Origin of the sequence: Aliidiomarina shirensis, assembly GCF_003987345.1 — a bacterium.
In the GTDB taxonomy this organism is placed as follows: domain Bacteria; phylum Pseudomonadota; class Gammaproteobacteria; order Enterobacterales; family Alteromonadaceae; genus Aliidiomarina; species Aliidiomarina shirensis.
Map to the genome: position 1 here is coordinate 72,697 of NZ_PIPP01000006.1, position 25,169 is coordinate 97,865.

Below are 25,169 nucleotides of genomic sequence, written 5' to 3' on the forward strand. Positions count from 1 at the left end.
CAGTAAAATGCAGCGGCTTTTTTCATTGTTACTTGCGTTATTGTGCATGCATAAAGTAAATCAAGGGTGCTTACAAGCGTTGAACTTAAAATGAATAGCGCTTATAAAGGTTCGGGCTTATTGATTACGATTAGGTAAATAAGAGCAACTACGGCGAAGCAGTAACGAGGTAGTTCAACATGGCAAATGATGCTGATTTTTATCGAAATAAATTAGAACAACTACGCGCAGAAATAATCGCTACAAACGAAGATTCTCAAGATTCAGAACAACCGGTTGAGCTTGATCAACAAAGTATCGGCCGGCTTTCGCGCATGGACGCCATGCAAGGCCAGCAAATGGCGCAGGCCAACAAGCGCCGCCGAGAGCAAATGTTGCGGGCGATAGCCGCCGCGCTTGTGCGTATTGATAATGAAGATTTTGGTTATTGCATAGAATGCGGTGATGCGATCAATGAAAAGCGCTTAGAAATCGACCCAACCACAGCCATGTGTATTCAATGCATGGAAGAAATAGAAAAACGCCCTTAATTGTCATGTTCAGGTGATAACAGTGAAGGCTACAGCTTGCTAATAATCGAGGAGATCGATGGAAACGTTTTTAGAAAGAGTTAGCCAAATTTTCGCATCCACCATGATTACTATGGAGCCGTATTTACCGCTTGTTGCTGGGGTAAGTATTGGCATGGTTCTGGCCTCAATGCTGATTATTCCATTTTTAATTATAAAAATGCCGGCTGATTATTTTATTGATAAACGGCGCAAGCGCAACTGGACGATACCGCGCATTATTCTTTATGTGCTGAGGAACGTTTTTGCATTGGTTTTATTCGTAGCGGGAGTGCTCATGCTCGTTTTACCAGGGCAGGGCCTACTTACGTTAATTATCGCCGCGGTAGTTTCTGATTTTCCGGGGAAATTTGCTTTCGAACGTTGGTTGTTGCGGCAAAAAGGCGTGTTACGCAGTATTAATTGGATCCGTAAGCGTTATGATAAGCCAAACATAGAGGTGCCGGAGGAATTGAAATATTAAAGTTAGTACTTACTAACTTTAAGTGAGCCGCTATTACTCATCAAGGCTATTGTTCATCAATATAGCGAGCAAATACCGATTGCCCCGTGGTGTTCAACCCATTTATCGACCAAGCCCCGGTTATTGGGTTCTGCAAAACTCGCCCCATCATCTGCATGATTTCGCCCGAATCGAAAGTAACCGTGATCTCACACATGTGATTGGCTTCTTTTTTAAAATTCGGAACAGCAACCGCCACGGGTTTTGGTTCGTTACCGGGCTTGCGCCTTTTGTGCCAACTGAGCTGGCGAATTTCGAAGGGCATGGTAGGTGCCTTTTGTATCTAATCAATGAAACGCGGAGCGTGAATCACACACTCCGCGTTTATTACTTTAAGCGCCTTCGTTATTCGCGCTTTTGTTCGCATCATCAACAAAGAGCGCTATTGCGCCATCGCCGGTAACGTTACACGCCGTGCCGAAGCTATCTTGTGCCATGTACAGTGCAATCATCAACGCAATTGCTGTTTCGCCAAACCCAAGCATAGAACCAAGCAGGCCAACAGCCGACATGACCGCACCACCGGGTACGCCCGGGGCCGCCAACATTACGATACCGAGCATCAAAATGAACGGTAATATCGTTATAAATGAAGGGATTGCTAACGAACCGTGCAATACCATCACCGCAACGGTGCAGCTTACGATGGTAATGGTAGAACCGGCCAAATGTGTAGTGGCGCATAGCGGCACGGTGAAATTGGCTACATCATCGTCAACGTTGTTGTTTTTCGCACATTGCAACGTTACCGGAATAGTAGCGGCACTCGACATGGTACCAAGCGCAGTGAAATAGGCCGGCAGCATGTTTTTAATGAGCTTTATTGGCGAAGCGCCAGCTTTAATGCCCGCGAGCACAAACATGGTTACGATATAAAGCCAATGAAGCGCCACAGCAAGAATTAGAATCACACCGAATGTTCTCAGGGTTTCAAATACTGTTCCGGCCGCAGCCATTTCGGCGAATACACCAGCGATGTAGATAGGTAGAAATGGAATAATTATTTTTACCAGCAGCAATTCAATAATATCGCGGCCCTGATCGGATAACGATTTCAGGGTTTTTGCACCCGTTGCGGCAATGCCCAAGCCCAAAATAAAGGCTAAGGTAAGCGCTGTCATGACACTAAACACCGGCGGGATATCCAGCGTGATAAAGGGTTCAAGAACTACTCCAGTAATACCGGCAACGTCGGTGTTTTCGGTTGCTAACATAGGTACTACTAATGTTGCCGCGAAAAATGCTACAACACCGGCGATTATCGTGGATAAGTAAGCAATTATTAGCGTTCTACCGAGTAAGCGCCCAGAGTTATTGGGTAGGCTTGCGATACCGCTGGTAATAAAAAATAAGATTAATAAAGGAATAGTGAAGAAAAGTAGCTGACCAAACATTACTTTCACAGTAAGCAATAGTTGGGTAAACCAATGCGGTGCATATAGCCCAATAAAGCTACCAACCACAATACCAGCGATTAATTTAAAGATGAGGCCCATAATCTATTCTCATTGTTGTTTTTAGTGGTGCGCCAAGGCGCTTGTTTATTTTATGCGGATACTTTAACGCGAGCTGAAGCATAGCACAAAGAGAAACACATAGAGGTTGGTGCAGCGAATGGTGTATTGCGGTGAATAGTTCCTCGAAAAAATCAGCGCACCCGATGCTGAACTAAAGATTCCGCGATAAAACGTGAGCCAGCATTGATACCCTGGTTGTATCCCATATTCAACGAATCAAGATCCATGGTGAAACGGCTCACCGGAAAGTTAGATGGTGGCGCGATAATATTGAGTTGCAGATCTTCAGGTGGTTTGGCAATGAAATCGAGCGCTCGGTTATATTGATCGTTTCGAGCGGTAACCGCCGCAAAGAGTGCTGGGTGATCGGCAAACAGAGGCTTCAGTAGATTTGGAAAACGCGCCGGCTTCTTTTTAAAGCCCAAGGGCTGGGATAACAAAACGGTGATAATGCGTGCGCCTTGCTCGTAGGCGCGAATAACAGGAATAGAATCGGCTAAGCCGCCATCGGTCATGGGCTCTTCATCTATCGGCGGAAACTCCCGAAATACTACAGGCATCGCACATGAGGCCGGAAAGAGATCATTCATATTGGTTTCGTTTACCAAGTAATAACAAGCTTTGCCGGAAACAATACTGGTGGTCACCACGGTAAGTGGAATTTTACGTTCAAGAAATTGAGGAATATTCAACGGCTGTTCCTCAAACGAGGTATGCCAAAGCCAACTCACATCGCAAAAGTGCCCGCCCTTTAGGTAGCGGCGAATATTCATGAATTCTTCGCGGCGAGCGTAATCGGTAATTACCTTATATGAACGTTTATGATTACCCGCAAGATAACCGATGAGATTCGTTGAGCCTGCGGAAACGCCAATAGCCGAATCAAAGGGATAGAAATTTTCTGCAATAAAAGCATCAAGCACGCCAGCTGCAAAAATGCCACGCATCGCACCACCTTCAACTACAAGGGTGTGATGTTCTGAATCGTTAACTGCATCAAAACTCTTATGTTGCATTCGCTATTTCCCAATACAAAAACTACTAAATATCTTGCCGAGTAAATCATCGGAGGTGAATGCGCCGGTGATTTCGTTTAGGTGGTGTTGCACTAGGCGGAGCTCTTCAGCTAACAGCTCACCTGCTTGGTAAACTTCGAGTTGCTCTTGGCCGGAAAGTAGGTGCGTTTTCGCTCGGGCGATAGCTTCGAGGTGGCGGCGGCGTGCCATAAAGCCGCCTTCCATGTTTTCGTTGAAGCCCATGCACGATTTTAAATGTTCGCGCAGAAATTCAATGCCTTCGCCTGTAGAGGCGCATAGCGAAACAACGGGAATGCCGTTGATCTCGCGAAAACCTGGCTGCTCGGCGGTTAAATCAACCTTGTTGCGGATCACGCTGAAGGGTAGATTTTCCGGCAGCCGAGCAAAGAATTCGGGCCAAATATCATCGGGGTGCACGGCATCGGTTTCGGTGCTATCCACCATAAATAATACGCGATCGGCTTGCTCTATTTCGGCCCACGCGCGCTCGATACCTATTTGTTCTACTTTGTCGGGGCTTTCGCGTAGGCCGGCGGTATCAATAATATGTAACGGCATGCCATCGATTTGAATATGCTCGCGCAGAACATCGCGTGTGGTGCCAGCGATATCAGTAACTATCGCCGATTCACGGCCCGCGAGCTCGTTCAATAAACTCGATTTCCCAGCATTTGGGCGGCCAGCAATGACCACGCGCATACCTTCGCGTAATAACGAGCCTTGCTTAGCCTGAGTTTCAACTTTGGCCAGTGAAGTAATGATTTCATTCAAATCGCCCGCTACTTTGCCATCGCTAAGAAAATCTACTTCCTCTTCCGGAAAATCAATCGCGGCCTCTACATACATGCGCAGGTGAATAACCGCATCTACCAGTTGGTCGATTTTGTGCGAGAATTCGCCCTGTAAGCTCTGTAGCGCCATTCGTGCAGCTTGTTCCGAGGTAGTATCGATTAAATCAGCAATCGCCTCTGCTTGCGCTAAATCGAGCTTGTCGTTCATAAAAGCGCGTTCGCTAAATTCACCTGGGCGCGCCAAGCGTGCTTTATCGGTGGCAAGAATGGCTTTGATTAGCATATCGATAACCACCGGCCCGCCGTGGCCTTGCAGTTCCAGGATATCTTCGCCGGTAAATGAATTCGGCCCTTGGAAAAACAGCGCTATGCCTTGGTCGAGTAGTTCGCCGGCGGTGTTCTTAAATGCGGTGTAATCGGCATACCGTGCTTTTGGGCAATGGCCAAGAATGATTTGCGCTATATCTTTTGCTGCCGGGCCGCTTACCCGCACAATACCTACGCCGCCTTTGCCCGGCGGCGTGGCTTGGGCAACGATGGTATCGGTATCATGGTTCAATGTTGCTTCGGCAAGGTTATTGCTGGCGCTGGTATCTAAAGCCGAATGGGTCATGTTAGCCTCGAACAGGTAAAAGCAGAACGTATGGGCATATAATAGAGCAAAAAGCCGATAAAATCAGAGTATTCATTTAAGCCTAAACTTAAGCCTAAACGCACTCTTATCCTAATAAAAAACCACCATGGCTGGTAGCAGCGGCATGGTGGTTTTTAAGCGCCTTTAAAAGACGCTTTGCTATCGAATTAATTAACGAGCTTTTACTTTACTCTTCTTTTCATCTTGTTTTTCAATTTGGCGGTAAATCCATGTCATTTGCGTAATTGAAATCAAGTTACTCACTAACCAGTAAAGCACTAGGCCGGCAGGGAAGAACAGGAAGAACACCGTAAAGATAATCGGCATAAACTGTAAAATCTTCTGCTGCATCGGGTCGGTTACTGGGGTTGGCTGCAAACGTTGCATCAACCACATGCTTCCACCCATTAATAGAGGCAAGATAAAGTATGGGTCGCGGCTGGATAAATCGTTAATCCACAGCATGAAATCAGCATGGCGAATTTCTGGGCTTTCTAACAACACCCAGTAAAGCGCTAGGAAGATCGGTAATTGCAGCAACATCGGCAAACAACCACCAAGAGGGTTTACTTTTTCCTCTTTGTACATCTTCATCATGGCTGCCGACATCTTCTGCCGATCATCACCTAAACGCTCGCGCATTTCTTTCATTTTCGGCGCAATTTTCCGCATTTTTGCCATGGAAACGTATTGCGCTTTCGTGAGCGGGTAGAGTAGTGATTTAATAATCACTGTTACCAAGATAATGGCTAAGCCCCAGTTAATAACAATGCTTTGCAGCAATGAAAGTAACCAATAGATAGGCTGTGCTAACCACCATAAAAAGCCGTAATCAACGGTTAGGTTAAGGTGTTCTGCAAGTTCTTTTAACCGCGCCTGATTTTTCGGGCCCATATAAAGCGAACTGCTAAGCTCAAGCGTTTCACCTGGCGCAACAGTGTGCGCTGGGCCGATAAAGCCAATCATGCCTTCGCCAAGCGCATTATTGTTGGTGTAAAGGCGGTTTGTAGCTTCTTGATCCGGAACCCAAGCAGTTACAAAGTAATGCTCGAGCATCGCCACCCAACCGGCAGGAGTATTGTTGCTTAATGCATTATCTTGGATATCGCTAAAGCTATATTTTTTATACCGATTGCTTTCAGCAGAATATGCTGCACCACGGTAAGTAGGCATAAACATACTATCGCGGCCGCCATCTAGCATGGTTTGCTTAAGCTGGCCGTACATGCTCATGGTTTTTGCACGATCGCTGTTGTTCGCTACGCGATAATCAACGTTGATGGCATAATCGCTACGAACAAAGGTGTAGGTTTTCGTAACCTCGGTACCATCTTCTTGCTGGTATACCAATGGCACTTCTAGCGTATCGCCATTCATTTCATAGCTGCGCTGTTGCGCGCTATAAACTGGGCGAGAATCTGCGCTATCAACCCCATCCGGGCCAATCAAACCACTTTGCGCGATGTGTAAATTACCTGGGCGCTGATAAAGAATGGTATAGCGAGCTTCTTCGCCTAGTGTTTCAGCGTGTTGAAGGAGCTCTGATTTGATTAAATCACCACCGCGTAAACTGATTTCTACCCGCAATACATCGGTAGATACCGTAATAGTATCGCCTTCAATGGCGGTAGTTTCAGTTGTAGGTGAATCGTTGTTGTTGCTAGCTACAGGAATATCACCTGTTGCTTGCGGTACATCATTATTAGCGGCGGGCTCAGCTACCTGTGGAGCGGTAGTAGGATCGATACCTGGGGTGTTGCCACCTTTGTGTTGCCATTGTTGGAACATTAAAAATGATAGAACCAAAAGGGCAATAACCAGAATTGTACGTTGCGAATCCATAGTTACTTCTTCTCTCGTTGCGTTTCTTGGTGTTCGGTATCGCTTTGCGAACCGGGAACCGGATCAAAACCACCGGGATTCCCCGGATGACACTTACTAATTCGTTTTATGGCAAGCCAACTGCCTTTACCTACACCGTGAAGCTTAAGCGCATCTTTGGTGTACTCCGAGCAAGTTGGGTAAAACCGGCAACGCGGGCCTAACAGCGGGCTTATCACCAACTGGTAAACTCGAATCAATGCTACCATTACTTTAATAAGTATTGATTGCAGCGCTTGCCTAATTTTCGCCATAAATAATCCAATAACTCTCTGAGGGCTTGGTTATCTAATTTCATCACCCCAGGTTTTGCGATGACGATAATATCAAAGCCCGGCAGTTTATGCTGCTTTAAACGGTAAGTTTCACGAATGATTCTTTTTATGCGGTTACGATCAACGGCGCGCTTAGCATTTTTTTTGCTAACAGTAACACCCATACGCGGATGTTCCCGTTGATTAGGCTTGGCAAGAAACGTGAATTCGTTACTTACAGCTTTAACAGGAGGATTATTGAAGACGTTTTGAAAGTCTGCGGGAGTTAACAGACGTAACTCCCGAGGGTATGTATACCGACTCACTCAGCAACCTGAGCTTTGCTTAACGAAGCGATTCGATTAAGCAGCTAGTTGCTTACGTCCTTTTGCACGACGACGAGCAAGGACCTGACGGCCATTTTTGGTTGCCATACGTGCACGGAAGCCATGAGTACGCTTGCGTTTTAATACACTTGGTTGAAATGTTCTTTTCATAGCTGTTCTTCCGTAGCTGATCTGAGTTCAAAATGAGCGCGGATTCTACCCATAAAAAGGATCGCTGTCAAATATAAATGGTAAAAAAGGCCTGTGGATAACTTTACATTTTCGGGGCCAAAATACTGGCGTACTACAGGTATTTTACGTAGAATGAAGAGTCGGGTTTAAGGTCGTCTGGAAGAGCGATCGGGCCATTGATCTATAGTAGGATCAGCGCATCATTCATGATCATAATTGGTGTGCTCGAGTAACGCGTTTCCCGCGTACGAATAATAAGAACTAATTCAATAAAATACAGGAGTAGATGGGGTGATCTGTGAGTAATTCACTGTGGAACGATTGCGCGGCGCGTTTGCAAAACGAGCTGCCTGCACAACAGTTCAACACCTGGATTCGCCCATTGCAGGCTGATCTAGAACAGAACACGCTATTCTTGTATGCACCCAACACTTACGTAGTGGAGTGGGTAAAAGATAAATACTTAAAACAAATTATTACTTTTTTACGCAGTTCATCCGGAGAAAAAGCGCCTAATGTTGAATTGCGAGTGGGTGGTTCACGTAAACCTTCAGGAATGAAGGATGCGGCACCCGCTACGAGCATAAATGGTGAAAGTACATCTGCAAGCCTTAGCTCGCCGCAAGATACCAATCGGCCGAATGAGAATTCAGCGGCAGCGAACGGCAATAGCAATGGACGTCAGCAATATACCCCGCAAGTATTAACGAACCCTATTGATCGCCCGATTTCCTTACAGCACAGTAATTTACAACCTACGTACACGTTCGATAACTTCGTGGAAGGCCGCTCGAATCAGTTAGCGCGTGCCGCAGCATCACAGGTAGCTGAAAACCCGGGTAAGGCCTACAACCCTTTGTTTATATACGGCGGTACAGGTTTAGGTAAAACCCACTTATTGCATTCGATTGGGAATGGCATTTTGGCAAATAAACCTGATGCGAAAGTGTTTTATTTGCGTGCCGAGCGCTTTGTGCAAGATATGGTATATGCCATGAAGCACAATAAGATTGATAGCTTTAAAGAAAGCTATCGTAGCGTTGATGCACTGTTAATTGATGATGTGCAGTTTTTTGCTAAGAAAGACCACTTCCAAGATGAATTTTTCCACACCTTTAATTGGCTTCTCGAAGGAAATCAACAGGTTATATTAACCAGCGATGTGTATCCGAAGGAAATTGAAGGGGTTGATGAGCGTTTGAAATCACGCTTTGGCTGGGGCTTAACCGTGGCCATTGAGCCACCAGAGTTGCCTACCCGCGTTGCCATTCTTGAACGTAAAGCGGAAGAGCGAAAAACGAAGCTACCGCATGAAGTGGCGTTTTTTATTGCCAAGCGTTTGCGTTCGAACGTACGTGAGCTTGAAGGCGCCCTGAATCGGGTGATTGCCAACGTAACGTTAACCGGCCGCGATATTACTATCGATTTTGTGAAAGAAGCGCTGCGCGATTTGATCGCGGCGCAAGAGCGCTTAGTTACTATTGATAATATTCAGCGCACAGTAGCTGAGTATTACAATATAAAGGTTTCGGATTTAACCTCAAAACGCCGTACACGTTCGGTAGCGAGGCCACGGCAGGTTGCAATGGCGTTAGCGAAAGAGTTAACTAGCCATAGTTTGCCGGAAATTGGTGATGCCTTTGGTGGCCGCGATCACACTACGGTGCTGCACGCATGCCGGAAGGTGAAAGAGCTAATTGAATCGGATCATGAAATTCAAGAAGATTATCGCAACTTGAACCGAACGTTATCGGTTTGATGCTGCAGTTAACGAAATAATAATAAGGGGAGTTAGCCGCATGAAATTCACTATTAGTCGTGATGCCTTGCTCAAGCCGTTACAGGTCGTTAGCGGAGCAGTAGAGCGCCGGAATACGTTGCCGATTTTGAGCAATGTGTTGATTCAAGTTACCGAAGATAGCCTACGCATGACCGGAACTGATTTAGAAGTAGAATTAGTTTCTGAAATCGAACTAGAGGGCGCTACGCCTGGCGAAGTAACGGTTCCCGCGAAAAAGCTATTAGATATCGTGCGTTCACTCACTGAAGGCGCAGATGTTAAGTTTGATGCCTCTGAAGATAAAGTTGTTGTGCGCGCATCGCGGAGCCGCTTTACCTTGAGTAGTTTGCCGGCAAGCGATTTTCCGAATATTGATGAATGGGAAAGCGAAATCCAAATTCAAATGGCGCAAGGCGATTTGAAAGATTTAATGGAAAAAACGCACTTCTCGATGGCGAACCAAGATGTTCGTTATTATTTGAACGGAATGTTGTTTGAAGTGAATGATGACGTATTGCGTACGGTGGCTACCGATGGCCATCGTTTGGCGCTTTCGGCGGTTTCGTTAGAGCAAAGTGCGTTACCCCATAAACAAGTGATTGTGCCGCGTAAAGGTGTTTCTGAGCTTCTACGTTTGTTAGGGGATGACGATGCGCCGGTATCGCTTTCTTTGGGCCAGAATCATATTCGTGTAACTACCGGAAACATGACGTTTACCAGTAAGTTGTTAGATGGGCGTTTCCCTGATTATCGCCGGGTGTTACCACAAGGTGGTGATCGTATCGTAGTGGCGGATCGTGATTTGTTGCGCCAATCGTGTGTACGGGCTTCAATTTTATCGAACGAGAAGTTCCGCGGCGTTCGTATGGCGCTTTCGCCGAATGAAGTTGTGCTTACGGCGAACAACCCTGAGCAAGAGCAAGCGGAAGAGCGTTTGGAAGTTGATTACTCGGGTGAATCGTTTGAGATTGGATTTAACGTTACCTACTTACAAGATGTGCTTAACGCAATTCAAGGTGAGCAAGTGAAGCTCACGTTAAGCGATCCAAATAGTAGTGCCATTGTTGAAGATAACGCCGATGATGGCGCACTTTATGTTGTTATGCCAATGCGCCTGTAGGGCGCGTTGCGAAATATATGCAATTAACCCAGCTTTCGATTTCACATTTTCGTAATCTTGAAACGATAGCGCTAGAGCCAGCGGCCGGTATTAATATTATCGGTGGAGAAAATGGCAGCGGCAAAACCAGTATTTTAGAAGCAATTTATAGTTTAGGGTTTGGGCGTTCGTTTCGCACGCACCAATCCCGCCAAGTAGTGCAAGACGAGAAAGACGCATTTACCTTGTTCGCTAGGGTGCAATCTTCCTCTATGGATAGAGATGATCAGTTAAAGGTAGGGTTTCGCCGGCAACGCAATGGCGATACAGAAATACGCATCAACGGCGAAAATGAACGTAAATTTAGCGCGCTCGCTAGGTTGATGCCGGTACAATTGATTACGCCTGAGGGCGTGGCTTTAGTTACAGAGGGGCCGAAACTTCGGCGGCAGTTCATGGATTGGGGTTTGTTCCATGTGGAACAATCGTATTATCCTAACTGGCTTACGTTTTCTCGATTATTAAAACAGCGCAATGCGTTATTGAAGCAGCGTGTTTACGATTCTCAGGGTGGCGCGGTTTGGGATAAGCAACTCGCCGAGGCGGGCGAAGCGGTAACAGCGGCCCGGCGAAATTATTTAAATGGTTTGAATAGCCAACTTAATAGCTATTGCCAAACATTTTTACCGCAGTATGAGTTTGAATTTAAATTGCTTCAGGGTTGGTTTGATGAACTGAGTTTATCAGCAGCACTAGGCGAAAAATTAGAGTTAGATAAGCGCCAAGGTTTTACCAGTGTTGGTCCAAATAAGGCGGAATGGCAAATTAGAGCCGATGGGATAGATGCTCGTGAGCGGTTATCTCGAGGACAATTAAAGTTATTGGTAGCGGCCCTTCGTTTAGTGCAAAGTGCCGATTACTTCTCGCATCGGGGGGAGCCTTGTGTCATCTTAGTGGATGACCTTCCAGCAGAACTCGATAGCGAAAACCAACAGAAATTCTGTGATGCATTAGTGCAGAGTGGAAGTCAGGTGTTTGTTACGGCAATACATCAAGAAGAACTTAAAAGCCGATTTCAAAGCACCGAAGCCCGATTGTTCCACGTGGAACACGGAACAATCAAAAATGATTAAACAGGAATAATTTATGTCAGCTAGTAACTACGATCAGTCGAATATTAAAGTTTTGAAAGGTTTAGACGCGGTTCGTAAGCGTCCAGGGATGTATATCGGTGATACCGATGATGGTACAGGCCTACACCACATGGTATTCGAGGTGGTGGATAACTCAATCGATGAAGCGCTAGCGGGCCACTGCAACGAGATCTATGTAACCATGCATACAGATGGTTCGGTTTCTGTGCGCGATGATGGCCGTGGTATTCCTGTTGATATGCACGAAGAAGAAGGTGTTTCCGCCGCTCAGGTAATCATGACCGTGCTTCATGCCGGCGGTAAATTTGATGATAACTCCTACAAAGTCTCGGGTGGTTTGCACGGTGTAGGTGTTTCCGTTGTAAATGCGTTATCAGAAAAATTACAGCTTACTATTCAACGCACCGGTAAAGTTTGGAAGCAAACCTATACACACGGGAACCCTGATTCGGATATCGAAGCAGTAGCCGATACGGATAAAACAGGTACTGAAATTCGCTTTTGGCCAAGCCACGAAACCTTCACGCAAACTGAGTTTCACTACGATATTCTGGCCAAACGTGTGCGAGAACTCTCGTTTTTGAACTCTGGTGTTTCTATTCATTTAATAGAAGAAAGTACAGGGCGTAGAGATCACTATAAATATGATGGCGGTATCGCGGCTTTCGTTAGTTATTTGAACGATAAGAAAATGCCGATTCATCCGAAAGTGTTTCAATTTTCTATTGAGCGCGAAGATGGCATTTCAGTGGAAGTTGGCTTGCAATGGAATGATTCATTCCAAGAACACATTTATTGCTTCACGAATACAATTCCGCAGCGCGATGGCGGTACCCATATGGCTGGTTTCCGCGCTGCATTAACACGTACATTGAACACCTATATGGAGCAAGAGGGTTTTGCGAAGAAGGCAAAAACCAGCGCTACCGGTGATGATGCGCGTGAAGGCCTCACTGCCGTTATTTCGGTGAAAGTTCCTGACCCGAAGTTCTCTTCGCAAACCAAAGATAAGTTGGTTTCTTCAGAAGTAAAAACAGCCGTTGAGCAGGCGATGAACGAGCATCTTTCTAACTACTTGTTAGAGAACCCAACGGATGCAAAAGTTATTGTACAAAAGATTATTGATGCAGCGCGCGCTCGTGAAGCTGCACGAAAAGCACGTGATATGACACGCCGTAAAGGTGCGCTTGATTTAGCGGGCTTGCCAGGTAAATTGGCAGATTGCCAAGAGAAAGACCCAGCACTTTCTGAACTTTATATTGTGGAGGGTGATTCTGCGGGCGGTTCTGCTAAGCAGGGGCGTAACCGTAAGAACCAAGCCATTCTTCCACTAAAAGGTAAGATTCTTAACGTAGAGAAAGCGCGTTTCGATAAAATGCTTTCTTCACAAGAAGTAGCGACGTTGATTACAGCTATGGGTTGCGGTATTGGCCGCGATGAATATAACCCGGATAAAACGCGTTACCACCGCATTATTATCATGACGGATGCTGACGTGGACGGTTCTCACATTCGTACCTTGTTACTTACCTTCTTCTACCGCCAAATGCCGGAATTGATTGAGCGTGGCTATATCTACATTGCCCAACCACCACTTTATAAAGTGAAGAAGGGTAAGCAAGAGAGCTATATTAAAGATGATCCAGGCTTGATTCAGTATTTAACTACGTTGGCACTTGATCGTGCTTCGTTGCATGTGAATTCTGAAGCTCCGGGTATTACGGGTGTGGCACTCGAGAAAATGGTACGTGATTATCAATTTGCGATGGATACCATTCAGCGTTTGAGCCGATTGTTGCCGAAACACATGTTAGCACGGTTGGTTTATGCAGATCGCTTAACGCCAGAAAACATGAAAGATGAAGGCTTTGTAAAAGCCTGGGCCGAAACCTTTACTAACGATTTAATGGACAAAGAAAAAGACTCAGCCTCTTATGAAGTATTAGTTACTCATAATGAGGAGCGAGGCGCCTATTTACCAACCGTTCGCTTGCGTCGCCATGGTGTGTTTACGGATTTCCCATTAACTTATGAGTTTTTGGTATCGCGTGATTATGACCGTTTAGCCTCTGTGGGCACAGATATCAACGGTTTAGTTGAAGATGGTGGTTATGTTCAACGGGGCGAAAAAGTGCAGCCGGTTGAAGATTTCGTTGAAGCAATCGAGTGGCTAATTAGCGAATCGAAGCGTGGCCTTTATGTTCAGCGCTACAAAGGTCTTGGAGAAATGAACCCTTCACAGCTCTGGGAAACTACAATGGATCCTGAATCGCGCCGCATGTTGCAGGTAACGATTGAAGATGCCATTGGCGCCGATCAATTATTCTCCACCTTGATGGGTGATGATGTTGAACCGCGCCGTGCATTTATTGAAAGTAATGCATTGAAAGTTGCGAACCTAGATGTTTAGTAGGTAATTCCTTAGAAGGTAATAGCAAGGCTCGAAATTAGCGATCCTCGCAAGCACAATTGCTAGTAATGAAATAGTAAATAAAAGCCTGATTAAAGCGAATGCTGAATCAGGCTTTTTTGTGCGTGCTATTTTTCTTTTGATTGCGAACCATGTGAAAAACCACCAATGAAATAATGGCGCCGGGCGTAGCTAAGAAAGCATATAGCACGGTAGCCAAAGACGCTGAATCAGTATGTATTCCTGGCTCTGGTTGGCTAGAAAAAACGAACTGGTAGAGCAGGTTAAACACGAATACAAGTAGGAAAGGCGATATTCCGGCGGTGAGTAAACCTAACGTGTAGTGCTTTAGTTTACCTGCGTTAACACCCAACCAAATACATACGGCAAAAGCAAAAATATAAACAAGAAAGGCCATAGTTGGTGTACCTCGATGATTCGGTTTTAGTGAGCACTTTGGAATTTGTACGTCACTCTCGGGATTAGAGGATATAAAAAAAGTGCAGTTAGCGAAATAACTAACTGCACTTTATAGCTTGTGGCTCTTGAGCTTTCGTTTACTGTAACAATGAAATATCGGCAACCTTTAAGAATTCGTTACGTAACGCGTTTAATAGTGCCAAACGGTTGTTACGCACCTTCATGTCATCGGCATTTACCATCACAGAATCAAAGAATGTATCAACCGGCTCTCGAAGTGTTGCTAGAGCGCTCAACGCAGCACTGTAATCGCCGTTTGTTGCTGCCGAGCTAACCGTATCACGGATATCAGTTAAAGCGGCGTAGAGCGCTATTTCGGCATCTTCGGCGAGTAATGTTTTATCTACTGGGCCAATATCCCCTTCGGCTTTTGCAAGAATATTACTCACACGCTTATTCGCGGCGGCCAATGCTTCAGCTTGCGGGTTTGCCCGGAACTCGGCCACTGCTTTTACGCGGTTATCAAAATCGAGCGCAACAGTAGGGCGGCGAGCTAACACGGCCTGAATAACATCAACACTTATGTTTTGTTCTTGATACCAGGCGCGAAAACGACCGAGGAGGAAATCAACAACTTGCTCATTTACTTCATCCGGATTTTTAATTATCGAACCGTAACTCTTAACTGCGATATCCACTAAACTTACTAAATCGAGCGCGAGTTTCTTCTCAACTAAGATACGAATCATACCGATAGCGGCACGCCGCAAACCGAATGGGTCACGGTCGCCTTTTGGTGTTTGGCCAATTCCGAATATACCTACTAACGTATCGAGCTTATCAGCCAAGGCCACTGCACAACCTTCGGGTGAACTGGGGAGTTCATCACCGGCAAAGCGCGGCCGATAATGAGCCTCAATTGCTTGTGCGGTAACTTCAGATTCACCGTCGTTCCGCGCGTAATGCATTCCCATTACGCCCTGAACTTCAGGGAATTCCATAACCATTCCGGAAACTAAATCGGCTTTAGCCAGTAACCCGGCGCGAGCAGCTGCTTTTGAATCCGCACCTAAGGCATCAGCGATAGAGCCAGCGTTTGCTTCGATACGTCGAGCCTTATCGCCTACACTACCAAGCTCTTTTTGGAACAAAACAGAATCGAGTTTCGCTAGGCGATCCGCCAACTTAATTTTCTTATCAGTATCAAAGAAGAACTGAGCATCAGCAAGGCGAGGGCGAATCACCTTCTCGTTCCCGGAAACCACTTGCGCTGGATCTTTGCTTTGAATATTCGTGATGAAAATAAAGCGCGGAAGTAAGTTACCGTTGCTATCGATAAGCGGGAAATAGCGCTGATCATCCTTCATCGTGTAAATAAGTGCTTCTTTTGGAACTGATAAAAACGCTTCGCTAAAGCCCGCCACCAACGCAACCGGGTATTCAACCAATGAAGCCACTTCATCAATCAGATCTTCGTCCCAAACAGGAATGCCATTTTCAGCTGCAGCAAGCTCAACAACGGCCTGTTGAATTGTTTCTCGGCGCTCCGCGAAATCAGCTATCACCCAACCTTTTCGTAAGGTTTCAGCATACTCATTGGCGTGATTAACGGTTAAATCGTCGGCATGATGAAAACGATGCCCGGTCACCTTATTGCTACTGGCGACACCAAATAGGCTTGCCGGTATAACATCGTTACCGAGTAAAACGGTAAGGCGATGCAGAGGACGAATAAAGTGATGGTCACCTGATCCCCAGCGCATTGTTTTCGGAATAGGAAGTTGCTTCGTGGCGACTTCCAGCATACCCTGCACAAGTTCGCTGAGCTGCTTTCCCGGCACAGTAGCTTTGTACATAAGCCACTCGCCCTTGTCGGTTTTTAGACGATCGGCTTGGTCTACCGTAATGCCCATACCGCGAGCCCAGCCTTGTGCTGCTTTTGTAGCGTTTCCTTCGGCATCAAACGCAGCTGCAACAGCAGGCCCACGCTTTTCCACAATCTCATCGGCTTGAGCCGTTTCAACATCACTCACCAGCACGGCGAGGCGACGCGGAGACGCAAACGAACGTACGGTAGCAAAGGTTAAACGGGCTTCATCCAATTGGCTAACAATGCTGTTGGTAAAACTTTCACTCAAACTCTTCAATGATTTCGGCGGCAGCTCTTCGGTGCCAAGCTCGATCAGTAAATCGTTTTTCTGATGCATGCTATGCTCCTTTTTTGCTGCTTTGGTATTGTGCAAGGGCCGCTTTGGCAAGCTCTGGTTCAGCCAGTGGGAAGCCCAGTTCTGCGCGAGTGGCGTAGTAAACTTCGGCACACGCTTTGGCCATGGTGCGTACGCGTAGTATATAGCGCTGGCGTTCTGTTACCGATATCGCCTGGCGAGCATCTAACAAGTTGAATGCGTGTGATGCGCGCATTACTTGTTCATAAGCAGGTAAGGCCAATCCATTTTCAATTAGCAGCTCGCACTCTTTTTCACACGAATCGAAGCGGCTAAATAGAACCTGAACATCGGCATATTGGAAATTGTAAGTAGATTGCTCAACTTCGTTTTGATGAAATACATCGCGATAGTATATGGTACCGCGCGGGCCGGTAGTCCATACCAGATCGTAAATGCTATCCACGCCTTGAATGTACATGGCTAAGCGCTCGAGGCCGTAAGTGATTTCACCGGCAACTGGCTTGCATTCAATGCCGCCCACTTGCTGGAAATACGTGAACTGGGTTACTTCCATTCCGTTGAGCCACACTTCCCAGCCTAAACCCCAAGCACCCAGTGTTGGTGATTCCCAGTTATCTTCTACAAAGCGAATATCATGAACCAGAGGATCAAAGCCCAATAGTTTTAACGAGCCCAAGTAGAGTTCTTGAATATCTGAAGGCGAAGGTTTCATGATCACTTGGAACTGATAATAATGTTGCAAGCGATTTGGGTTTTCACCGTAGCGGCCATCCGTTGGGCGGCGGCACGGTTGCACATAGGCAAAGCTCGCAGGCTCAGGTCCGAGCGAACGCAAAAATGTCATTGGGTGGAAGGTTCCAGCACCAACTTCCATATCAAGCGGCTGCACGATAGCGCAGCCCTGTTGGGCCCAATAATCTTGCAAGGCAAGAATCAGGCCTTGAAACGTTTTTACATCAAATTTTTCCATGGGATTTCCACTTAATTCGGCCGAATGTACGCTAACTCTATTTCTAGCGACGTGGGTTTGTGTGATTATACCCTGAGCAAACCACCAATTTACAGGGAGAAACGCTATGGTTCGAAGCAAATCGCAAATAAATCGCTGCCCATGGTGTGGAGATGCTGAAGATTACCAAGAATATCACGATAAAGTGTGGGGCAGGCCTGTATATAGCAGCCAAGAACTATTTGCCAAGCTATGCCTTGATGGACAACAAGCGGGCTTAAGTTGGATCACCATTTTGCGTAAACAAGCTGGTTATGAAGCGGCATTCTTGGATTTATGCCCGGAATCGCTCTCGGCTATTCAAGGAGTCGAACGCGATGCGTTTATCGAAACGCAAATGCATAACACCGCCATTGTTCGAAACCGATTAAAAATCCAATCAATTTTTCGCAATGCGGATGGCTACATGAAACTCAAACAACAAGGAATTGAGTTCAGTGATTTTCTTTGGGGATTTGTGGGTGGTGAGCCACAGATTAATTACCCAAAAGATATGGGTGATATTCCCACCAGCACCGCTGAATCAGAAGCGATGTCGAAGGCGTTAAAGAAGGCCGGCTTTAATTTTGTTGGCCCCACGATTGTGTATGCATTTATGCAGGCGGTTGGGATGGTTAACGACCATTTGGTTGATTGTGATTTTAGAAATCCGGATTAATGTTCCATGTGGAACATTGGATGGGAGAATATTAACAAAGTGTGTAGGATGCCCAAAAGAAATAGAATAGGATTAGAGAACAACAAGAATTGAATAGGGAAAGTTCATTATGGAAAGGTATGCATTTAATCAAAGCACATCACATTATAAAAACGCGGAAAAGAACCTCTCTTCTCCAGCAAAGAGAGCAGGCCTTAAGGTATTACTAGGGCTCGCTGTTGTAGCTCTACTTGCCGGTTGCACGGCAGCCGTTGAGAAACGCATTCTCAATACTGGCCCTGTAGTTACAGGAATAGGTGACTTACATAAGGATTATGCTCCGAATCGTTTTCGTTATTGTGTTGAAGATGATGAGATTTCAAGTAATGGCGCTGACCATAGTGGCAAGCAACACACCACCTTAGATTCCGATTCTTGCTTCATCTATTACGATTTTGCGGAATTTCTCACTATCCATGATGATGAAGTAACTACAATGTCGCGCAAAACATTCTCCTTTACGAACACAAGCGAAAATAAAGATTCAGAGAGTGGGGATCATGCTCAAGATTCTGAAAACAGCGAAGAAGCTGCGGCCTCTAGCGCCGAGAAAACCAAACGGCCATCCCTCAGCGAAACCATAGAATTTACATTTCCTGAATTAAATAGCGATGCACCCATTGTTGTAATGGCTCCAGGTTATGGCTTAGAAGCACCGCACATGGTTACGCCGTGGGCTGATTGGTTTCGCTCCATGGGTCTTCACCCGATTATTTTGCCCGGGCCAAATGAGTATCCACCGATGCAGTTCGGTTTAAATTACCCGCCTCTGGTATCGAATATGTTAGCAACAAAATATCCAGATAGGCCGATTGTGCTCTTTGGTTTTTCGATGGGTGCGATTTCGGCGCTTGAGATAGAGCAGGAACTTCTAGCGGTTGGCGTAGAGCCTGAAGCCTTAATGTTAGTTGCGCCTATGAATAATTTCCGTGAGCAAGCATCAACGGTTTACCAAACTTCCAGAGAGAATGATTGGCGGGTGCGTTGGTTTGTATCGGAAGATAGATTCTCAACGGCGTTAGATCGTGTGATTGCCAATGGGATAGAGAATGAAGAATACCTCAAGCTTCACCCGCGTTTAGAAGCGGCTTCGAGCCCAATGGTAATTGCGGCATCAAGCGCTGATGACGTGGTTGATTATGAAGGCCTTCGGGCGGGTTTAGCGCTGAAAGACGAAGAGCGTGATGAGTTTTTTCCGTTTCCCGATTACACCGATTTCTTAGTTACCTTTGAGAGCCTTGAAAATAAGGAGGCTCAGCTAATCACTGTGCCGCACCTCCCGCATTTCGGGATGTTTATGCTCTTGCACCCGTTGCGAACACCGTTACAGCAATGGCTATCTTCGCACGTAGAGCTTACGTTCGCGCCAGAGCCCGAGTATCCCAAACACAGCGAAGGCGAGGCCGAAGCCTTGCAGTAGGCCGTTGATCGGTCTATGTACTGTGGGCGCTTGGCTTGGCTGAAGGTACCAAGTGCGGTAAAGCGCGCCGTCGCTACCTTCAATTTCTTCTGAGTATTGAGAACCGCGGTTTTCAAAGGTAAGAATATACTGTTCTTGCAGACGGCGCGTCATTTGTTCACTTAATGCATTGGCTTCGTCGCGGGTCATAGAAACGGAACTTGTTCGCCAATTTCGGTAGATATCTTTTGATTCATCGAAATTTATAGTGCCGTACGACATATATTCATACCGGTGTTCCGGGAACACGTTTGCGGTAAAGCCGGAATAGAAAAGTGGGAATGCTAATGCTAACGCAATAGCAGAAACACGGAAGAGCCGTTGACGTTCTTTCAATTGCCGTGCGGAATTCTTGCTAACATATTGCTCTATATCGGCGATAGGTCGAAGTTTACTGTGAATATAACTCATCTCCAGCGGTTCAAGGGTTTCTGCCAAACTGAGATTAAGTGCTGCTATCCAGCCACGAAAGGTATCGTTACTAGGCAATGAACGATCATTTTCAAGCTTGGAAAGAAATGATTGCTCAATACCCATTCGCTCAGCCAAGGCTGGTTGGCTTAAATCAAGCTCATTCCGCCGTTGTTTTAGTCGTTCTCCGAGAGTCATTTTGTTATCCTCATATTATTAATATTATCCGCATCGGCTATATAGCCGGAATTCGATTGCGGTGAGGGTATTCTTCTTTATGCATTGTGGCATAAGAAGATGAATAATAGGGAATATATAAGAAATGTTACGAATAGAAGCAGTTAACTATGAAAACTCGGAACACGCGGCCGCATTAATTGAGCTGTTGGATCATTATGCTCAAGACCCGATGGGGGGTGGTGAAGCACTTCCAGCAGCCACTAAAGCGACGCTTATTTCTGAAATGGCAGCACGGCACACCGTGTATAGCTTTATTGCGTGGCATGAAACAGATGGTGCGGTGGGTTTAATCAATTGTGTTGAGGGTTTTTCAACCTTTGCTGCGAAGCCAGTATGTAACTTGCATGACATTGCAGTTCGTGACGGTTACCGGGGCCAGAATATAGGCCAGAAGCTTATTGCTGCAGCAGCTGAAAAGGCAAAGCAGCGAGGTTGCGTGAAGTTAACCCTAGAGGTACTTAGCGGCAACGAACCAGCTCGCTTAGCATATTTAAAATTTGGTTTTAAACCGTATCAGCTTGATCCTGGAATGGGCCAAGCTGAATTCTGGGAGTTTAAGCTCTAATTTAAATCAAGCTCTCACTAAGGTTCGAGCCGGTTCAACCGGCCACTATTTGTTCCACGTGGAACATAGGATCACAAACCTTTTTGAATTAGGTAACGGTAGGGCATTTCATCAATTTGTTGCGCTAACAATTGATGATCCATAAAACGGCAGAACGATGGTATGTCGCGAGTAGTTGCTGGGTCGTCGGCTAAAACGAGAAGCGTTTCACCGTTTTCCATTTGCCGAATCTTGCCGCGAATTAACATCACAGGTTCCGGGCAACGTAAGCCTTGCGTATCCAACTGATAATCAGCGTTACTAAACGGCGCCATGATCTACCCCTACAATTCAAAGCCTGAAACGAAAAACAATATGGGTAGTATAGGCGTAAGCAATCCATAAAAAAATCCCGCCAGGGCAAAAAGCATGGCGGGATTTTTATTATGTGTATCGTTTATCGATATACAGATTTTCAGCTAGCTATTTACGCGTTAAACACGCTCATAGATAGTAGCGATACCTTGGCCCAAGCCGATACACATGGTCGCTAAACCAAGCGTTGCATCTTTTTGTTCCATTAGGTTAATCAGGGTTGTGCTGATACGCGCACCAGAACAGCCAAGTGGGTGGCCAAGTGCAATGGCACCACCGTGCAAGTTCACGTGGGTATCCATTTTATCTTCCATCTTCAAGCCACGCATAACCGATAGTGCTTGTGCAGCAAAGGCTTCGTTCAGCTCAAACAAGTCAATATCGCCTAAGCTCAAGCCAGCACGCTTAAGCGCTTTTTCGGTAGCAGGAACTGGGCCGTAACCCATGATAGAAGGATCGCAGCCGGCAATCGCCATGGAGCGAATGCGAACACGTGGAGTTAACCCCAGCTGTTTTGCACGCTCGGCCGACATAATCAAGGTTGCCGCAGCACCATCTGAAATGGCAGACGAAGTACCAGCTGTTACCGTACCATTTGCCGGATCAAACACCGGGCGTAAACCAGCAAGGGCTTCTTCCGTTGTTTCTGGGCGAATTACTTCATCGTGCTTAAAGCGCTTCAATACGCCGTGCTCATCATGGCCATTGATCGCTAAAATCTCATTATCAAATTCACCGTTTATAGTGGCTTCATGCGATAAGCGATGTGAACGCGCACCGAAGGCATCTTGTTGTTCACGAGTAATGCCAAACTTCTTACCTAAAAGCTCAGCGGTTAAGCCCATAGAGCCGGCCGCTTTGGCTACCGACATATTCAAGCCTGGGTGGAAATCAACGCCGTGCATCATGGGCACGTGGCCCATGTGCTCAACACCACCAGCGATAAAGATATCACCATTACCAGTTTGAATGGCACGCGTTGCATCGTGAATAGCCTGCATAGAAGAGCCACACAAGCGGTTTACGGTAACCGCACCTACCTGATGTGGAATGCCAGCAAGCAGGGCGCTGTTGCGCGCTACGTTGAAGCCTTGCTCTAGAGTTTGTTGTACACAGCCCCAGTAAATATCTTCCAATTCGTTTGGATCAACATTTGGGTTGCGTGCTAATAAACCTTTCATCAATTCTGCTGATAAATCTTCAGCCCGCACATTGCGGAATGCACCGCCTTTTGAACGGCCCATTGGGGTACGAATTGCATCTACAATAACGACGTCTTTCATAACATTCTCCGTTCGTGGTTAGCTTTTAAAATAAGTGCCGCCGGTTTTCGCTTTCTCGCGTAAACCATCAGTTACTTGATAAATTTCACCGAGATCTGCGTACTTATCGGCTAACTCAACAAATTTTTCTAAACCTAGTGTTTCTAAATAACGGAACGCGCCACCACGGAATGGAGGGAAGCCTAAGCCGTAGATTAAGGCGATATCGGCTTCTTCTGCAGAATCGACAATGCCTTCTTCTACACAGCGAATCATTTCGTTCACCATAGGAATCATACACCGCGCAATAATTTCGTCTTTCTCTGCGCTGGCCGATTTCTTGCCAATGATGTCGTAAACGTCTGGGTTTACCACTTTCTGTGGACGCCCACGCTTATCTACACTGTACTCGTAGAAGCCTTTCCCGTTTTTCTGACCATAACGTTCTGCCGCTGCTAACTTCGCAATAGCGCCGTTATCATCGCGCGCCATGCGCGTTGGGAAGCCTTCAGCCATCACGTTGGTAGCGTGATCGGCTGTGTCCATACCTACAACATCACATAGATACGCGGGGCCCATTGGCCAGCCAAACTCTTTCTCCATTACTTTATCGATACCGGTGAAATCGATATCGTCGTCGAGCAACTTACTGAAGCCGGCAAAGTAGGGGAACAATACGCGGTTAACTAAGAAGCCCGGGCAATCGTTTACCACAATCGCGGTTTTGCCCATTTGCAACGCGTAGGCCGTTACGGCGGCAATAGTTTCATCAGAAGTGTGCTTACCACGAATGATTTCTACCAACGGCATCTTGTGCACTGGGTTAAAGAAGTGCATGCCACAGAAGCGGCTTGGATCTTCTAAGCTTTCAGCGAGCTTATCGATAGAAATGGTAGAAGTGTTCGATGTGATAATCGCATCTTTGGCCACTACTTTTTCTACTTCAGCAAGCACCGAAGCTTTAATTTTTGGATTCTCAACAACCGCTTCTACGATAATATCGACATCAGCTAATTCGCTGTTGTTTAATGTAGGCGTGATTGAGGTAAGCGTTTTCGCTACAATTTTTTGGCTAATCTTGCCGCGTTCTAACGCCTTACCGAGAATTTTCGAGGCTTCGTTCAAGCCCAAATCGAGCGCATCCCGGCGGATATCTTTCATCACTACTGGAACGCCGCGTGAGGCTGATTGGTAAGCAATACCACCACCCATAATGCCCGCACCTAAAACACCGGCGCGGCTGATCTTCTTGGTAGCTGATTTTGCTACTTTCTTGCTCTTACCTTTAACGAGTTGATCAGCTAGGAAGATACCAACTTGTGCACGCGCCGCATCGGTTTGCGTTAACTTAACGAACAGCTCGTTTTCAATGTTCAAAGCAGCTTCACGGCCTTCACCCGCGCCACGCTCTACAACTTCGAGTGCAGCATGTGGAGAAGGGTAATGTTTACCTGCTTTCGCCCAAATCATGCCTTTCGCAGTGCTGAACGACATTAATTTTTCAGTATCATTGGCTTTTAATGCTTCAAGTTTAGGCTGGCGCTTTGCTTGCCAATCAAGTTCACCGGCGATGGCATCGCGCAACATGCTCAATGCACCTTCTTTTAGGTGATCACTGCTCGTTACTGCATCAACTAAACCTACCGCAAGCGCCTTCTCAGGCTTGTGGTTCATTCCGGTGGTAATAGCTTCTAGTGCGTTATCAGGGCCGATAACCCGTGGTAAACGCACGGTACCGCCAAACCCTGGAATTAATCCAAGTTTCACTTCTGGCAGGCCGATAACCGCAGTTTCATCAGCAATACGGTAATCACATGCCAAAATGGCTTCACAGCCACCACCCAGTGCAAAGCCATTTACCGCAGCTACGCTTGGTACTGGCAAATCTTCGAGCTTATCGAAAACACGAGATGCTTTGTGAACCCACGTTTTAGTTTTTTCCAAATCGGCAAAAAGGGTCAGAAATTCGGTGATGTCGGCACCAACAATGAAGGTTGGCTTTGCGCTACGCACTAAAACACCACGCAAATCGCTATTACCGGAGAGAGAATCCAGCGCTTCGCTAAATTCTGTTAGTGTTTTTTCATCAAACTTGTTGACCGAACCCGGAGCATCGAAAGTAATTTCGGCAATGCCTGGTTCGATAAAATCAACGTGAAGGTTATCACCTTTGTAGATCATCTTTGGTCTCCCGACTAGTGAGCAGAGTAAATCCCTACTAACACTCAAGTTGTTGCTTGCGTGCTACAATTCTTGTGTAGTTCGTTTGGCAAAATTAGTATGGTTTCGTTCCAAACAAAAATTTTAACCGTATATAAACTATTCAACGTAAATATTGCATGAGTGATGGTTACAATGAACGTACACAAGAGTATGGTAAAAAATTCGCGACTAATCATCCCACAACCGCAAAGAAA

General features: G+C 46.2%; 24 protein-coding genes. 9 read left to right on the top strand and 15 right to left on the bottom strand.

All coding sequences use genetic code 11. From position 1 onward, the window contains the following. Window positions 1–179: 179 nt before the first annotated feature. Together CWE13_RS11220 and CWE13_RS11225 are read left to right on the top strand one after the other, a co-directional pair. Window positions 180–530 (top strand): TraR/DksA family transcriptional regulator, encoded by a 351-nt coding sequence (locus tag CWE13_RS11220; RefSeq protein WP_126808694.1) that lies wholly within the window; start codon window positions 180–182, stop codon window positions 528–530. Between the two features lie 58 nt (window positions 531–588). Next, on the top strand, window positions 589–1,032 hold the full coding sequence (locus tag CWE13_RS11225) for a hypothetical protein (protein ID WP_126808696.1): 444 nt from the start codon (window positions 589–591) through the stop codon (window positions 1,030–1,032). A gap of 46 nt (window positions 1,033–1,078) precedes the next feature. Here CWE13_RS11225 and CWE13_RS11230 read toward each other — a convergent pair whose 3' ends face one another. The 8 genes from CWE13_RS11230 to rpmH form a co-directional block, all read right to left on the bottom strand. Further along, window positions 1,079–1,336, bottom strand: coding sequence for a hypothetical protein (locus CWE13_RS11230; RefSeq protein ID WP_126808698.1), 258 nt, complete (start codon window positions 1,334–1,336; stop codon window positions 1,079–1,081). 67 nt (window positions 1,337–1,403) lie between these two features. Continuing rightward, window positions 1,404–2,567, bottom strand: coding sequence for a dicarboxylate/amino acid:cation symporter (locus CWE13_RS11235; protein WP_126808700.1), 1,164 nt, complete (start codon window positions 2,565–2,567; stop codon window positions 1,404–1,406). A gap of 152 nt (window positions 2,568–2,719) precedes the next feature. Next, on the bottom strand, window positions 2,720–3,604 hold the full coding sequence (locus CWE13_RS11240) for a patatin-like phospholipase family protein (RefSeq protein ID WP_126808701.1): 885 nt from the start codon (window positions 3,602–3,604) through the stop codon (window positions 2,720–2,722). 3 nt (window positions 3,605–3,607) lie between these two features. Next, entirely contained in the window at window positions 3,608–5,029 is a 1,422-nt protein-coding gene (gene mnmE, locus CWE13_RS11245) for a tRNA uridine-5-carboxymethylaminomethyl(34) synthesis GTPase MnmE (protein ID WP_241973688.1), read from the bottom strand. A 192-nt stretch (window positions 5,030–5,221) separates the two neighbouring features. Then, on the bottom strand, window positions 5,222–6,892 hold the full coding sequence (yidC, locus tag CWE13_RS11250) for a membrane protein insertase YidC (protein WP_126808703.1): 1,671 nt from the start codon (window positions 6,890–6,892) through the stop codon (window positions 5,222–5,224). Window positions 6,893–6,894: 2 nt separating this feature from the next. Next, window positions 6,895–7,185: a membrane protein insertion efficiency factor YidD gene (gene yidD, locus CWE13_RS11255; RefSeq protein ID WP_126808705.1), complete on the bottom strand. Its 291-nt coding sequence runs from the start codon at window positions 7,183–7,185 to the stop codon at window positions 6,895–6,897. Continuing rightward, entirely contained in the window at window positions 7,140–7,511 is a 372-nt protein-coding gene (rnpA, locus tag CWE13_RS11260) for a ribonuclease P protein component (RefSeq protein ID WP_126808707.1), read from the bottom strand. The genes yidD and rnpA overlap by 46 nt, the downstream gene beginning before the upstream one ends. Window positions 7,512–7,547: 36 nt before the next feature. After that, entirely contained in the window at window positions 7,548–7,682 is a 135-nt protein-coding gene (rpmH, locus tag CWE13_RS11265) for a 50S ribosomal protein L34 (protein WP_007419525.1), read from the bottom strand. Between the two features lie 319 nt (window positions 7,683–8,001). Here rpmH and dnaA point away from each other — a divergent pair, with 319 nt between their 5' ends. From dnaA to gyrB, 4 genes are read left to right on the top strand one after another with little or no spacing between them, the layout of a single operon-like run. Next, window positions 8,002–9,462, top strand: coding sequence for a chromosomal replication initiator protein DnaA (gene dnaA / locus CWE13_RS11270; protein ID WP_126808709.1), 1,461 nt, complete (start codon window positions 8,002–8,004; stop codon window positions 9,460–9,462). 40 nt (window positions 9,463–9,502) lie between these two features. Continuing rightward, window positions 9,503–10,603, top strand: a complete 1,101-nt coding sequence (dnaN, locus tag CWE13_RS11275; RefSeq protein WP_126808711.1) for a DNA polymerase III subunit beta — start codon at window positions 9,503–9,505, stop codon at window positions 10,601–10,603. Window positions 10,604–10,620: 17 nt separating this feature from the next. Then, the gene (gene recF / locus CWE13_RS11280) at window positions 10,621–11,715 is read left to right on the top strand and encodes a DNA replication/repair protein RecF (protein WP_126808713.1); all 1,095 of its coding nucleotides are present in this window, start codon (window positions 10,621–10,623) and stop codon (window positions 11,713–11,715) included. A 13-nt stretch (window positions 11,716–11,728) separates the two neighbouring features. Continuing rightward, entirely contained in the window at window positions 11,729–14,146 is a 2,418-nt protein-coding gene (gyrB, locus tag CWE13_RS11285; RefSeq protein WP_126808715.1) for a DNA topoisomerase (ATP-hydrolyzing) subunit B, read from the top strand. Window positions 14,147–14,255: 109 nt separating this feature from the next. Here gyrB and CWE13_RS11290 read toward each other — a convergent pair whose 3' ends face one another. From CWE13_RS11290 to glyQ, 3 genes are all read right to left on the bottom strand, one after another. Beyond that, window positions 14,256–14,564 (bottom strand): hypothetical protein, encoded by a 309-nt coding sequence (locus CWE13_RS11290; protein ID WP_126808717.1) that lies wholly within the window; start codon window positions 14,562–14,564, stop codon window positions 14,256–14,258. Window positions 14,565–14,703: 139 nt separating this feature from the next. Further along, window positions 14,704–16,773, bottom strand: coding sequence for a glycine--tRNA ligase subunit beta (gene glyS / locus CWE13_RS11295; RefSeq protein WP_126808719.1), 2,070 nt, complete (start codon window positions 16,771–16,773; stop codon window positions 14,704–14,706). 1 nt (window position 16,774) lies between these two features. Then, window positions 16,775–17,725 (bottom strand): glycine--tRNA ligase subunit alpha, encoded by a 951-nt coding sequence (gene glyQ / locus CWE13_RS11300; protein WP_126808721.1) that lies wholly within the window; start codon window positions 17,723–17,725, stop codon window positions 16,775–16,777. A 106-nt stretch (window positions 17,726–17,831) separates the two neighbouring features. Between glyQ and CWE13_RS11305 the strand changes: the two genes are divergently transcribed. Further along, on the top strand, window positions 17,832–18,422 hold the full coding sequence (locus CWE13_RS11305) for a DNA-3-methyladenine glycosylase I (RefSeq protein WP_126808723.1): 591 nt from the start codon (window positions 17,832–17,834) through the stop codon (window positions 18,420–18,422). 109 nt (window positions 18,423–18,531) lie between these two features. Further along, entirely contained in the window at window positions 18,532–19,881 is a 1,350-nt protein-coding gene (locus CWE13_RS11310) for an alpha/beta fold hydrolase (protein WP_126808725.1), read from the top strand. Here CWE13_RS11310 and CWE13_RS11315 read toward each other — a convergent pair. Then, on the bottom strand, window positions 19,798–20,529 hold the full coding sequence (locus CWE13_RS11315) for a helix-turn-helix domain-containing protein (RefSeq protein ID WP_126808727.1): 732 nt from the start codon (window positions 20,527–20,529) through the stop codon (window positions 19,798–19,800). The two genes, CWE13_RS11310 and CWE13_RS11315, sit on opposite strands and share 84 nt — an antisense overlap. A gap of 124 nt (window positions 20,530–20,653) precedes the next feature. Here CWE13_RS11315 and CWE13_RS11320 point away from each other — a divergent pair, with 124 nt between their 5' ends. Next, window positions 20,654–21,136 carry a GNAT family N-acetyltransferase gene (locus CWE13_RS11320; protein WP_126808729.1) on the top strand — a complete coding sequence of 161 codons (483 nt, stop codon included), beginning with the start codon at window positions 20,654–20,656 and terminating at the stop codon, window positions 21,134–21,136. A gap of 71 nt (window positions 21,137–21,207) precedes the next feature. Here the strand turns inward: CWE13_RS11320 and tusA are convergent, their stop codons facing one another. The 3 genes from tusA to fadB all read right to left on the bottom strand — a co-directional run bounded on the left by tusA (window position 21,208) and on the right by fadB (window position 24,933). Continuing rightward, window positions 21,208–21,450, bottom strand: coding sequence for a sulfurtransferase TusA (gene tusA / locus CWE13_RS11325; RefSeq protein WP_198677954.1), 243 nt, complete (start codon window positions 21,448–21,450; stop codon window positions 21,208–21,210). Between the two features lie 159 nt (window positions 21,451–21,609). Next, window positions 21,610–22,773: an acetyl-CoA C-acyltransferase FadA gene (gene fadA, locus CWE13_RS11330; protein WP_126808733.1), complete on the bottom strand. Its 1,164-nt coding sequence runs from the start codon at window positions 22,771–22,773 to the stop codon at window positions 21,610–21,612. 18 nt (window positions 22,774–22,791) lie between these two features. Next, window positions 22,792–24,933: a fatty acid oxidation complex subunit alpha FadB gene (gene fadB, locus CWE13_RS11335; RefSeq protein ID WP_126808735.1), complete on the bottom strand. Its 2,142-nt coding sequence runs from the start codon at window positions 24,931–24,933 to the stop codon at window positions 22,792–22,794. Between the last annotated feature and the right edge of the window lie 236 nt (window positions 24,934–25,169).

Bases quoted from the DNA above. Each gene is read 5' to 3' on its own strand.
- CWE13_RS11220 (WP_126808694.1), top strand. From the start codon at position 180: ATGGCAAATGATGCTGATTTTTATCGAAATAAATTAGAACAACTACGC.
- CWE13_RS11225 (WP_126808696.1), top strand. From the start codon at position 589: ATGGAAACGTTTTTAGAAAGAGTTAGCCAAATTTTCGCATCCACCATG.
- CWE13_RS11230 (WP_126808698.1), bottom strand. From the start codon at position 1,336: ATGCCCTTCGAAATTCGCCAGCTCAGTTGGCACAAAAGGCGCAAGCCC.
- CWE13_RS11235 (WP_126808700.1), bottom strand. From the start codon at position 2,567: ATGGGCCTCATCTTTAAATTAATCGCTGGTATTGTGGTTGGTAGCTTT.
- CWE13_RS11240 (WP_126808701.1), bottom strand. From the start codon at position 3,604: ATGCAACATAAGAGTTTTGATGCAGTTAACGATTCAGAACATCACACC.
- mnmE (WP_241973688.1), bottom strand. From the start codon at position 5,029: ATGACCCATTCGGCTTTAGATACCAGCGCCAGCAATAACCTTGCCGAA.
- yidC (WP_126808703.1), bottom strand. From the start codon at position 6,892: ATGGATTCGCAACGTACAATTCTGGTTATTGCCCTTTTGGTTCTATCA.
- yidD (WP_126808705.1), bottom strand. From the start codon at position 7,185: ATGGCGAAAATTAGGCAAGCGCTGCAATCAATACTTATTAAAGTAATG.
- rpmH (WP_007419525.1), bottom strand. From the start codon at position 7,682: ATGAAAAGAACATTTCAACCAAGTGTATTAAAACGCAAGCGTACTCAT.
- dnaN (WP_126808711.1), top strand. From the start codon at position 9,503: ATGAAATTCACTATTAGTCGTGATGCCTTGCTCAAGCCGTTACAGGTC.
- recF (WP_126808713.1), top strand. From the start codon at position 10,621: ATGCAATTAACCCAGCTTTCGATTTCACATTTTCGTAATCTTGAAACG.
- gyrB (WP_126808715.1), top strand. From the start codon at position 11,729: ATGTCAGCTAGTAACTACGATCAGTCGAATATTAAAGTTTTGAAAGGT.
- CWE13_RS11290 (WP_126808717.1), bottom strand. From the start codon at position 14,564: ATGGCCTTTCTTGTTTATATTTTTGCTTTTGCCGTATGTATTTGGTTG.
- glyS (WP_126808719.1), bottom strand. From the start codon at position 16,773: ATGCATCAGAAAAACGATTTACTGATCGAGCTTGGCACCGAAGAGCTG.
- glyQ (WP_126808721.1), bottom strand. From the start codon at position 17,725: ATGGAAAAATTTGATGTAAAAACGTTTCAAGGCCTGATTCTTGCCTTG.
- CWE13_RS11305 (WP_126808723.1), top strand. From the start codon at position 17,832: ATGGTTCGAAGCAAATCGCAAATAAATCGCTGCCCATGGTGTGGAGAT.
- CWE13_RS11310 (WP_126808725.1), top strand. From the start codon at position 18,532: ATGGAAAGGTATGCATTTAATCAAAGCACATCACATTATAAAAACGCG.
- CWE13_RS11315 (WP_126808727.1), bottom strand. From the start codon at position 20,529: ATGACTCTCGGAGAACGACTAAAACAACGGCGGAATGAGCTTGATTTA.
- CWE13_RS11320 (WP_126808729.1), top strand. From the start codon at position 20,654: ATGTTACGAATAGAAGCAGTTAACTATGAAAACTCGGAACACGCGGCC.
- tusA (WP_198677954.1), bottom strand. From the start codon at position 21,450: ATGGCGCCGTTTAGTAACGCTGATTATCAGTTGGATACGCAAGGCTTA.
- fadA (WP_126808733.1), bottom strand. From the start codon at position 22,773: ATGAAAGACGTCGTTATTGTAGATGCAATTCGTACCCCAATGGGCCGT.
- fadB (WP_126808735.1), bottom strand. From the start codon at position 24,933: ATGATCTACAAAGGTGATAACCTTCACGTTGATTTTATCGAACCAGGC.